Source organism: Chloroflexota bacterium, from assembly GCA_014360805.1.
GTDB lineage: Bacteria > Chloroflexota > Anaerolineae > DTLA01 > DTLA01 > DTLA01.
In genome coordinates this window covers 1-11,429 of the sequence record JACIWU010000094.1, presented here as the reverse complement: position 1 = coordinate 11,429, position 11,429 = coordinate 1, and the positions used below count along the sequence as shown (strand labels likewise).

The 11,429-nt window shown below is 65.3% G+C and carries 11 protein-coding genes; 4 read left to right on the top strand and 7 right to left on the bottom strand.

Features of this window, described 5'->3' with window-relative positions:
• Positions 1–105: 105 nt before the first annotated feature.
• The 7 genes from H5T65_12555 to H5T65_12525 form a co-directional block, all read right to left on the bottom strand.
• Entirely contained in the window at positions 106–381 is a 276-nt protein-coding gene (locus H5T65_12555) for a hypothetical protein (protein MBC7260067.1), read from the bottom strand.
• Between the two features lie 25 nt (positions 382–406).
• Positions 407–922, bottom strand: a complete 516-nt coding sequence (gene def, locus H5T65_12550; protein MBC7260066.1) for a peptide deformylase — start codon at positions 920–922, stop codon at positions 407–409.
• A 33-nt stretch (positions 923–955) separates the two neighbouring features.
• A complete protein-coding gene (locus H5T65_12545; GenBank protein ID MBC7260065.1) occupies positions 956–1,351 on the bottom strand; it encodes a VOC family protein in 396 nt (131 codons plus the stop codon).
• A 54-nt stretch (positions 1,352–1,405) separates the two neighbouring features.
• Complete coding sequence (locus tag H5T65_12540; protein MBC7260064.1) at positions 1,406–2,299, bottom strand: fructose-bisphosphate aldolase; 894 nt, start codon at positions 2,297–2,299, stop codon at positions 1,406–1,408.
• A gap of 204 nt (positions 2,300–2,503) precedes the next feature.
• Complete coding sequence (locus H5T65_12535; GenBank protein MBC7260063.1) at positions 2,504–3,337, bottom strand: bacteriocin family protein; 834 nt, start codon at positions 3,335–3,337, stop codon at positions 2,504–2,506.
• Positions 3,338–3,359: 22 nt separating this feature from the next.
• Complete coding sequence (locus tag H5T65_12530; protein MBC7260062.1) at positions 3,360–4,271, bottom strand: ferritin-like domain-containing protein; 912 nt, start codon at positions 4,269–4,271, stop codon at positions 3,360–3,362.
• A 178-nt stretch (positions 4,272–4,449) separates the two neighbouring features.
• A complete protein-coding gene (locus tag H5T65_12525) occupies positions 4,450–5,292 on the bottom strand; it encodes a mechanosensitive ion channel family protein (protein ID MBC7260061.1) in 843 nt (280 codons plus the stop codon).
• A 205-nt stretch (positions 5,293–5,497) separates the two neighbouring features.
• Here H5T65_12525 and H5T65_12520 point away from each other — a divergent pair, with 205 nt between their 5' ends.
• The 4 genes from H5T65_12520 to H5T65_12505 all read left to right on the top strand — a co-directional run.
• Positions 5,498–6,316 carry a prolipoprotein diacylglyceryl transferase gene (locus tag H5T65_12520; GenBank protein MBC7260060.1) on the top strand — a complete coding sequence of 273 codons (819 nt, stop codon included), beginning with the start codon at positions 5,498–5,500 and terminating at the stop codon, positions 6,314–6,316.
• A complete protein-coding gene (locus H5T65_12515) occupies positions 6,313–8,505 on the top strand; it encodes a GAF domain-containing sensor histidine kinase (GenBank protein ID MBC7260059.1) in 2,193 nt (730 codons plus the stop codon). The genes H5T65_12520 and H5T65_12515 overlap by 4 nt, the downstream gene beginning before the upstream one ends.
• 21 nt (positions 8,506–8,526) lie before the next feature.
• Positions 8,527–9,195: a response regulator transcription factor gene (locus H5T65_12510; protein MBC7260058.1), complete on the top strand. Its 669-nt coding sequence runs from the start codon at positions 8,527–8,529 to the stop codon at positions 9,193–9,195.
• Between the two features lie 652 nt (positions 9,196–9,847).
• The coding region (locus tag H5T65_12505; protein MBC7260057.1) for a right-handed parallel beta-helix repeat-containing protein at positions 9,848–11,429 on the top strand (1,582 nt) is incomplete at its 3' end.

The following is an 11,429-nucleotide window of genomic DNA, read 5'->3' as shown; positions in this document are numbered from 1 at the left end:
CTGGTGATCGCGGGCGGGTACGCGGCGTGGTTCGTGGTCATCACCCTGCTGCCCCAACTGGCCCAGCAGGCCAGTCGGTGGGCGGTGTGGCTGCACAGATGAACTTCACCTTTCGGAGGACAGCGTGATGCTCCGCACCGGCACGCCAAATCGGCGCGCCACGACGCTATGGGCCAGTTCGTGCGCCAGGACGGAACCGAAGAACAGCAGGCTCGTGGCAACTCCTACGGTCCAATAAAGCCCCGGACTCCATCCGGGGTATTCGTTCGGGAAGAAAAACTGCGCCAGGCTCAGGCTCACCAGCACGAAGATGATGAACCACGTGTAGTGAAGCCCTACAGGAATGCCCCCGATTTTCCCCAACCTGATAGAACTCTGCATGTCCCCTCGCTTTCTGGGCGGACGCCTACACCTCTTCCGCCTCTTCCTCGCCCTCCTGCACCTTGTACAGTTTGTCGGGGCTTGTCAGTTTGTCAATGTAGAGAATCCCGTCCAGGTGGTCTATCTCGTGCTGGAGGACGCGGGCCAGGAAGCCACGGGCCGAGATCTTCACGCGCTTGCCGTTTTCGGCCAGCGCCCTGACGACGACGCTCTCGTAGCGTTCTACCTCGCCCACGTAGCCCGGCACCGAAAGGCAGCCCTCGTTCCCTACCTGCGAGCCGCTGGCCCGGACGATTTCGGGGTTGATGAGGCAGAACGCCTTGCCGCCCAACAACTCGTCCTCATCCTCCGGAACCTCTATGACCACGACGCGGTGCAGCACGCCCACTTGATTGGCAGCCAGCCCCACGCCCGGCGCGGCGCGCATGGTCTCCAGCAAGTCGGCGCACAGCGCCTGGATTTCGGGCGTGATGCGCTTGACCTCCTTCGCCTTCTTGCGGAGGAGGGGATGCCCGTTCACAAGAATCTCTCTCACAGCCATAACCGTAACGACGTTCTCCTCACACGGGATGTTTCACGAGACCACCTGGATGAACTCCACCAGGTTGCCGTCGGGATCTCGCACGAAAACGGATTTGGAACCGTCGGGCCGCTCCACCAGGTCGCCGAGAGGGGGATACCCGCTCTCCGCCAACCGCGCACCCATGGCACGCGCATCGGAAACCGTGAGCGCGAAGTGCGCCGCAAGCCCGCGGCCCTCTCGGGCTTTGCGCTCCGCGGTGAGCGGGACGGTGTCCACCTCTCCCTGCAGCACGTGAACCTGGCCATCGCCCGCTTTCAGCCACAGCCCGGGTACGCCTCGGGGCGGTCTGGGCAAAGGCTCCAGCCCGAGCAGTTCGCAGTAGAATCGCTCCGCGCGCGCCAAATCGCTCACCATGATGCTGGCATGGTGCAATGAAAGGGCTTTCAACGTGGCCTCCTGCGTCCTTCCTGTGGGACGCAAAGCCGGATCGCCTTCGCTGGGCTATACGGCCCGCATGATCTCCTTGATTTTCGCCGTCAGGGCCAAGCCCTCGTGATAGGGCCGCTGCCACATGTTGCGCCCGAAGATCAGCCCGGTGGCCCCGGCTTCCATGCAGATGCGGGCTTTCTCCAGCAAATCCTCATCGCCGATTTTGCTCCCGCCGGAGAATAGGACCATCGTCTTGCCCGCCGATTCCACCACCTTGCGGACGGCCTGAGCGTAGTCCAATTTCAGGGTGTTGTACGGCTTGGGCGACGCCTGATTCTTCTCCGGCTCAAAGTCGGGCACGTTGAGTTTGACCACGTCGGCGCCCAGTTCGTCGGCGACGCGGGCCGCGTAGTCCACGGCGTAGAGGCTATCTCGGCCGCCCTTCTCCTCCACGGCCCAGCCGCGCGGGTAGGCCCAGACGATAACGGGCATGCCGAACCTTTCGGCCTCTGCGCGAATCTGCATGAACTGGACGAAGTCCTGATCCTGCGCGGGCGAGCCGACGTACAGCGTGTACCCGACGGCATCGGCCCCCAGGCGCACGGCGTCCTCCACGGTGGCCGTCTGTGGCGAGAAGGCTTCATCGTCGGGCGGGATGTTGGTCTTGCCGTTGAGTTTCAGGACGAGCGGGACCTTGCCGGCGTACTTGGGCATGTACTTCTCGGCCAGGCCGATGTGAAACACGATGCCCGAATAGCCGCCTTCCAGGGCCAGCCGGGCCTGGTATTCGGGGTTGAGCGCCTCGGGATTGGCGAAAAAGTCTATCGGCCCGTGTTCCAGCCCCTGGTCAATGGGGAGCAGGAGCATGGTGCCGTTGCCCGGGCCGTGCTCGTACAACAGGCGGTACAGCCGGGCGCGCTTGCCTATCCCCAGGTGCAAATCGTCTAGACGAGGTCTTGGACTCATGTTCCCCTCCTGTCCGTTGCGGGTCAACGGTTCTGTGAAAATTATACCTTTACAAGTCCTATTTTACCAAACGGCGTGGTCTGGGTATATGACGTGGGTCATACGCGACCCGAACCGAGGCGTGGCGCGATGGAGTTGCCGCGCCCGTCGGGTGGGCAACAGACGTTGCTCACCCAACGGGCATTCGCTTGCTGTCGGTTGGCATTACTCAAACGTGCAGATGGCGCCAGGCCGCTTGACCCGGAGCGCCAGGCTCTCAAAGACGCGAAAGACGTGGTCCATCCCGTCCGGGCCCAGGTACGCCGTGATGATGTCCTGGCCGATGGCGAGGTCCAGGTTCTCGGGACCGGTGGCCACCAGGAACCCCTGCCGGCTCTTGAGCGCGGGGGTCGGGACGATGGTCTTCACGAGTTCGCGAATCTGCGCGATTTCCAGGACGCCGGTTCCGCCGTTGACGCGGTGGAGTTTGGCGAACAGGTCGGTGCTGAGCACCAGCGCGAACTCGCCGGTGAACCCGGCTGCGGTGAGTTTATTCCAGGCCGCAAGGACGGTTTCCAGCGCCGCGCCGGGGGTTGTCTCCCATTCGCCCAGCGGGACGGTGGTGCGCCCCTTGATCTTCAGGAGACCGGGCTCCCGGGCCTGGCCGTGGAACAGGAGCGCGTCCTCGGCGCGGGCCACGGTGAACGCCGCTGCCGCCGCCGGGCTGAAGTCCACCTCGCCGCCGTGCTGGCGCGCCAGGGCCACATCATCCCAGCGCAGGACGAAATCCTTGGAGATGGTGGTCAGCGGGATGTACTCGCGCTCGGCCAGTTCCACCGCCTCCGCGCCTTCCTCGCCCTCAAACCCGACGGCAGCGCCGGTTACGCCGCCCAGCCTATCCACGGGCACGACCTGGACGCCCGCGCCCAGGGGGCCGAACAGGTGCAGGAAGCGCCGCCCAGCCAGGGTCTTGCGCGCCACTTCCACCACCAGGTTGTCTAGTTTTTGCCACTCTTCGCTGGTCAGGGGCGCGTCTTCTCGCATCAACAGATCTGACATGGTATCCTCCTTTGTGTGCTGTCTATTCTTTCAGACTACCGACGGTAAATCCCTTCGTCGGAGAAGGGGCCTTCTCACCCGCCTTCTGCAGCGACTGGAGCAGGTCCGAGAACACGGCATCGTGATACACTTCGTGGTCGCGGATGCGGGCGATGAGGGCCTTCAGCCCCTCGTCCGCGATTTTGTTCAGTTGCTCCGAGTATACCTCGGTTACCTCGCGCTCGGCGCGGATGTCGGCGGCGAGCATGGCGGCGGTGTCGGTGCTCTGGTTCACCGCCGTGCGCTCAATCTCCACGGAACCGCCCATCCCCGCCATCTCCTCGGCAAGCCAGCCCAGGTGCTGCATCTCGTTGATGGCCTGCATCTCCAACTCGCGGGAAATGTCGCAGTGGGGCGTAACGAAGGAATGCCACAGGTACTGCAGGATGACCGTGTACTCGTGACGAACGCCCTTGTCCAGCACATCCAGCGCGACAGGGTCAGGGGATGCCGCCTGGGCTTCGGGCGGTGTTTCCGCCGCGAGGGCGGCTACCTCATCGGCGAACTTCACAAAGTCCTCGCGGTGCGCCTTCTCGTCGCTGACGATGCGTTCCAGCAGCCGCTTCAGTTTGGGGTCGTCAATGGCGGCGATGTGCTGCTCGTAGAGCGCGATGGCGTCGTCCTCGGCAGTTACGTCCAGCCGCATGTTGGCTGCGTGGTCATCGGTCCGCTTCACGGGGGCACGCTCCAGCGTGGGCGTGCCGCCCAGTTCCACGATGGCGTCGGCCAGCCAGTCAAAGTGCCGCATCTCGTCGCGTGCGATGGCCTCAATCTCGGCGGGGATTTCGCCCTCGCCCATGGCATAGGCGTGCAGGAGGTACTGCACGATGGCCATGTGCTCGCCCCGCATGTCCTCGTTCAACATGGCAATGACATCGTCTTTGCTTATCGTCATGGCGTCCTCCTCATCCTTTTAGATGCCGTGCGTGCCGATTTGGGTTTCCGTTCACAGCCATTATACAGGATATTCGTCGTTCTGTGAAGTCGCGCGCTCATCGGGTGATGGCGGCGCGATGGAGTGCGGGGAGACATGCGCGCCCTGCCCGCGATGGCCTCGGGGCTGGCCTGTGCGCCTACTGCTTCACGTGGACGACGTGTTGCGGGTACGGGATTTCAATGCCCTCGCGGTCAAAGTCCTCCTTGATTCGCCTCTGCAAATCCCTGGAGATGGCCCATTGTGCCCCTGCCCTGACCTTCATCACGATGCGCAGCGTAATGCCCGATTCGGCCAGCGCCGTGACTCCCAGCACCTGTGGCGGCTCCAGCACGTCCGCCTGGAACTCCGGTGCCGACGCCAGGGTTTCGCCCACCCGCGCCAGGATGCTCATGGCGTGTCCCAGGTCGGTCTCGTAGGCCACGTCCACGTCCACGATGACCCGCGCCCAGTCCTTGCTGGCGTTGGAGACGATCTTGATCTCGCTGTTGGGGACGACGTGGAGCGTGCCGTTGAAGCCGCGCACGGCCGTGCGCCGCAGCGACATCTCCTCCACCGTGCCCGTAACGCCGGCGATGGTTACGAGGTCGCCGATGCCAAACTGGTCTTCCAGCAGGATGAACAGCCCGGCCAGGACATCCTTGATGAGGCTCTGTGTGCCAAGCCCGACGGCGACGCCCACCACGCCCGCGCTCGCCAGGAGCGGAGCCACGTTGATGCCCAGTTCGGTGAGGATGGTCAGCAAGACGATGACAAGGATGACGCCAGTGCCCAGGCGGTTTACGGTGCGAATGATCGTTTCCCTGTGTTGTTTCCGCGTCTCCAGCCGCACCGCGCCTTTATCGTCCAGCGCGCGCGCCAGCGCCAAAGCCAACACCCGCACCAGGCGCACTCCCACGTAGCCCAGCACCAGTATCAGCGCGATCTTGCCGGCCTTGCTACCCCATGTGAACAGGATGCTCTGCCAGTCCATTTCGCTCATCGGCCTTGCCCTCCTATCCGTATAGGGATGATGCGGTTTCCCGCTGCAGAGGTACGGTACTTCGCGCACAACGCTGATTGGAATTGTAGCCCATGTTGTGCTATAATTCAAGTGGCACGCCACCCCGAATGCCGCCTGGATGGGCACGCTGTAGGGAGGCGCAACATCGGGAACCGCAGTGCGACTCTACGCAGGAGGACTTCTCATGAATCCAATTGCTTTTCAGGTTGGCCCCTTTGCCGTTCGCTGGTACGGGCTGCTCATCGTAACGGGGATTCTCGCTGCCGCCTACATCGCCACACGCGAGGCGCGCCGACGCGGCGAGGATCCCGAGCACGTGTGGAACGGCCTCCTCCTCTGCCTGGTCTTGGGCATCATCGGCGCGCGGCTGTATCACGTCTTCTCCTCGCCCGCCGACGGCTCCCTGGGCTGGTGGTACTATCGCCAGAACCCCATCGCCATCCTGAAGATCTGGGAGGGGGGACTGGCGATCTACGGGGCCGTCGCCGGCGGGGCCCTGGGGCTATGGATTTACACGCGGTGGGCGAAACTCAAGTTCCTGCGCTGGGCCGATGTGGCCGCGCCTGGCCTACTTCTGGCCCAGGCCATCGGCCGCTGGGGCAACTTCGCCAACCAGGAGTTGTACGGCCCGCCGACGGATTTGCCCTGGGGTATCTACATCGCGCCGGAGAGGCGGCTGCCGGGCCTGGAGAACTACGAGCGGTTTCATCCGGTCTTTCTCTATGAGTCCCTGTTCTGCCTCATCGGGTTCATCCTATTCATGGTCTTCGCCCGCAAGTGGGCGCCCCGCCTTCGGGATGGAGATGTGTTCTTCGCGTATCTCATCTACTATCCGTTCGGGCGGTTCTTCATAGAGATGCTCCGGCCCGATGCCTGGCGGCTAGGCAGTCTGGCGGCGGCGCAGGTCTTCGCCATCATCGCCATGGTCATTGGCGCTGCCGGCATCGTCATCAACCACCGGCGAAGGCCGGCCGTCCCATCCGAGCCTGCACCCGAGTCGTGATGGAACGCGAGGCTGCTGCGGCTACCCCGCCACGGAAGGGAACGCGCCGAGGCGACTCCCCTACGCTTCGCGAGGCCGCGCTCCCGTATGAGGCGCAGGCCGATGCCGGCGAGCGCCTGCTGGCGTGGCTTGGGCGCGCTCAAGCGGCGGTGGCGGCAGCGCAGAGCCTGGGCGAGGCGTTGGAGGCCATCCTGGACTTCGCGCTGGAGGGCCTGGACTGGGAAGCGGGCGTCCTCTGTCCTCTGGGCACTGCCGCGGGCAAGACCCCGGACGCGCTACGCCGCCTGCCGGCGAGCACTGCCGGCGAGATGCGCGCGTATGCGCTTGCTGCATTTGCCGCGGGGCGCCCCGCCGGCTCATCGGTGATCGTGAACCCCGACGACGTTCCGGCGTCGTTCCGTGAGGGGTTCAGACAGGTGGCCCTGGTGCCCGTCTTCCTGGGCGGGGCGCGGCCCGAGGCCATCCTGGCCGCGGCCACGGAGGCCGACGCGCCCCCCTCGCGGGCCCATGTCCTGTTCCTTGAGGCCATCGCATCGCTCCTGGCGTGGGCGCTGGACTATGACGCCCTGCGCGCGTCCAGCCAGCAGATGCGCATGGAGATGGAGGCCCTGCATCAGGTTTCTCTCTTCGTGAGTGAGCACAGCGACATGAGCAAGTTGCTCAAGTCGGCCCTCATAGCCGTGGAGAGGGCGCTGCGGGTGTCGGCGTGCGCCGTCTATGAAGCCGACGAGCGCGGGAGGGGCCTGCGGTGCATCGCCCGCCACAACGTGCCCGAGGAGGTCGTCCGCTCGGTGGAGGCAAACGCGCCCAGCGCCCCCGCCCACCGCGCCCTGAAGACCGGCTCTCCGGTCGTCATCACCCGAGCCGAAGAGTACACCGGCGCCCCCCAGGTTGTGGAGGCGGCCCAACAAGCGAGCATCCAGAGTGCCATGATTGTGCCGATTTTCGTCGGCGGCAAGGGGTTCGGCGTGCTCTCGCTCTACGACACGGTCCCGCGCGAGTGGAGCGACTCGGATCGCCGCCTGGCACAGATGCTGGCGGGGTCGCTGGGGAGCGCCTTGAGCCAGGCCCAATCCTACCGGAAACTGGCCGCATCGGCGGCGCGCCTTCGCGACCTGCACCGCATTTCGCTGCGCCTGATGGAACTGCCGACGGCGGACGCTGTGGCCATCCTGGCGGCGGATGCAGGGCGGGAACTCTTCCGTGCCGACGCGGTGGCCATCCACGAGCACGTGCGCCGCTACGGGCTGCTCAAACTGCTGTCGGCGGCGCTGGCCGAAGCCGAACACTTCCCGCTGGCCGTGCCGGCGGGGCGAGGAGTCTGGGGGAAAGCCGCCAGCGAGGGGAAGCCCGTGGCGCGCAGTTTGCGGCTTGTCCGAGTCGGCTTCTACGGGTTTGCCGCGGCTGTGCCTCTGCGGACGCAGGATGAACTCATCGGCGTCTTTACGGCGCTGCGCAGCGCGGAGAAAGGCGCGTTCGGAGAGGACGACCTGGAGTTGCTGGGGCTGTTCGGGAACCTGGTCGCGGCCGCCATCCAGAAGGCGCGCCTCTTGGGCCGCTCGGAGGAACTCGGCATCCTGAAGGAGCGCAACCGCGTCGCTACGGAGATGCACGACAGCGTCGGCGGCGACTTGTCGGCAATCCTGGTCAAGGCGCAATTGGCGCGCACGTTCCTGGATTCGGACCCGGACCGCGCCGCCGCCGAGATGGACTGGATCATCGCGGCGCTCCAGCGATCCATCACCCAGTTGCGGCGCGTGCTCCACGCCCTGAAGCCCGTGGAACTGGAAGAGCAGGGATTCCTGCCCGCGCTCCGCAGGTTGCTGGAGACCCAGGCCGAGCAGCACGGCATTGCCGTAACGCTGGACACGGCGGAGCCGTTTCCGCGCCTGGGGCCACGGGCGGAAGGCCTCCTGTACCGCGCCGTGAGCGAGTGCCTGAACAACATCCGCAAGCACGCCGCTACGGCCTCGGCGCGCGTGTCGCTTCGGGTAGAGGCCAATCGCGTGGCCCTTGTAGTTGAGGACGACGGCCAGGGGTTTGACCCCGACGCGGGGGCCCTGTCTCGTGGCATGGGGCTCCGAACGCTGCGGGAGAGCGTCCAGGCGGCGGGGGGCGACATGAGCATCGCATCGGCGCCGGGCAAAGGCACATGCATAACGGTATCGCTACCTTTGAGTAACCTGTAGAGTCGGGGGGACAAGGAGGAGATGATTCGCGTCTTGTTGGTGGATGATCATGCGGTGTTCCGCGATGGCCTGCGCGAGTTGCTCAACCACATTCCGGATTTGGAAGTGGTGGGCGAGGCAGGCACGGGGCAGCAGGCCCTGGAGGAGATGGGCAAGCAGCCCGATGTGGTGCTGCTGGACATCGGCCTGCCGGGCATGGACGGTATCCGCGTCTGCCGCAGCATCGTGGAGCAGTACCCGAACACGCGGGTGGTCATGCTTACGATGCACGATGATCCACAACTGCTGCTGGAAGCCCTGCGGGCGGGCGCGTGCAGTTACGTGCTGAAGGCCGCCGACGCCCAGTCGGTGGTGTCTGCGGTGCGGGCCGCGGCCAAGGGCCAGGCGTCGCTGGATCCGGCGAGCACGTCGCGGCTCCTGGAGGAGTACCGGCGTCTGTCGCAGGAGCGCGCGGGGTTCTCAAAGGCCAGCCTGACCGAGCGCGAGCGGGTGCTCCTGGCGCTGATCGCGGAGGGTGCCACCAACCGCGAGATCGCGGCGCACCTGGCGCTTTCGGAGCAGACGGTGAAGAACAACCTGTCGGTGCTGTACCAGAAGATGGGGGTGAACAATCGCGCCGAGGCCGTCATGGCGGCCGTGCAAGGCGACATCCCGCTGCCCAAAGTGCGGTGGAAGAAGCGGACGAAATAGCCGTCTCCGCAGCGAAAGGTACGAAGGTACTCACAAATCCGGTACGCTTGGGTCTACACAGCGGGCCGGATTTGTGCTATCATGGATACGGTGGCATGGGTGGTGTGCGTGAGGCAGGAGGCAGGTGTCGCCTGTCTCCTGCCTCAAAAACCCTGGGAGCGTCCGTGGGAGAGAACACCACAGAGAAGTCCCCGCATACCGCTGGCGGGGCGATTAGCCTGAGGATTTGCGGGCAGCGTTTTTCCCCGAAGGGCGAGCGCGCTTGTGTGCGTGCGGGGTCGGCCGGTCCCCAAAGTAAAAGGACTGACCGCCCCCCCAAACGGTCAGCCCTTCTACGTTGCGAACAGGTAGGATGCGGAGTGTTGTTAACGATGGCTACGTACTTGGATGCCCGAAGGCACCCTGCCTCCCTGTTCGCCTTCATTCTACAATGAATCGCTTGTGCGCTCAATAGGAAAAAGGTCCCAAGAAACTGGGTGAGCCGCGCCAACGGCTCACCCAGGCGAGAACGCAGGGCCAGTTCGCGGGTAGGCCGGGCAAGCGAACCGCGAACTGGTGGAATGAGAAGCCCTGAGGGCCTTCGCGCCTGCGTCTCGCCTGCAAGTATAGTCGGCGTCTCGGTATTTGGCAACAACGGATAAGGAGGTGTCCGATGAAACGCAGGCTGGTGCGGTTTTTCCTCGTTGGGGCCCTGCTCCTCTCGTGGGCCTTGCTCCCGCCGGTGGCCATGGGCGATGCCACGATCTCCACCTGGGGCTACGTCATCACCGCTCCGGGAACCTATACCCTCAGCGCGGACCTGGTGGATCCCAACGACCCGGCCCATCCCTACGCGATTGTCGTCATGCCCGGGACCAGCGGCGTCGTGATTAACGGCGCCGGGCACACCATCTTGGGCGACGGCACGGCGGCCGACTACGAGGGCGGCATCTGGCTGCCCACCGAGGATGGCACGGTCGGGTCGGGCCGCGACGTGGGCACCGGCCTGGCCCACATCACCATCCAGAACATCGTCTTTGACGCCCTGGACATCGGCGTGGACGGCTACGGGAACCTGTCGGACATCCGCGTGGAGGTGTGCACGCTGCAGAACCTCACGGACTGGAGCGGCCTTGAGTTCCGCACCGAATCCACGGGCGGCTTGGCCTCGCTCCAGCAGACGATTGACGGCGTAGTCATCCAGAACAACGAGATCAAGAGTTCGCTGGGCATCCCCATCAAACTGGCCAACTACGGCGCTACGACCAACCCGCTCACAGCCATGCGCAACCTGACGGTGGCGGGCAACCGCATCCACGGCAACGATGGAATGGCGCCGCACGAGGAGACCAGCCACGCGGCCATCTGGCTGCGCTACGGGGCCAGCGACGTAACCATCCGCGACAACCTCATCTATGACAACGGCAACCTGTCGGCCATCTGGCTGGGCGGCGTGGGGGCCACTGGCGCCTACACGAACCTGCTCATCCAGGGCAACCGCTGCGAAGGGCAGACCGGCTTCTGGGACAAGTCCGACACGAAGCCTGCCGACGGCCTGACGCTGGACGGCATCACCTTGCCGGGCACCGTGTCCATTCAGGACAACTATTTCATCGGCAACGACGGCTACGGGGTGAACAACACGACGCCGGGCGACACGGGCACGGTCGTGGCCGAGTACAACTGGTGGGGCGACGTGGCCGGGCCCACAGGCCCCAACGGCGATGGCGTCTCGGCCGGCGTGGACTACGACCCGTGGCATCCCGTCGTGGGCGGCGTTCCGCAGAACGGCGGCATCGGGTTCATGCCCACGGCCAGCATCGTCCGCGTGGGCGGGTCGGTCGTCGTGGATGTGTACATCGCCGCCGACGAGGTGTTCGGGTTCCAGTTCACCGTGGACTACGACACGACGCGCCTCACGGCCACGAGTGCGTCGCTGGTTACGGACTGGTTTGACGGCGCATTCTCGCCGTGGAACGGCGTCATAGACGACGGCGCGGGCACGGTGAAGTTCGCGTCCAGCCTGCAGCGCGGGGACACGCCTTCCAGCGGCATGGGCGTGGTGGCGCGCATGACATTCCAGGGCGACGCGGCGGGAGTGGCAACCCTGTCCTTCAGCGGCGTCAAACTGGTGCGGTTCGTCGGCGGCGAGCAGGGCACCGAGGTCATCGCGCCGGTCGGCGAGTTTGACGGCTCCATCACCGTGCTGGGCGAGGGCACCATCACCGGCACCGTGCGCCTGCAGGGCCGCGCCA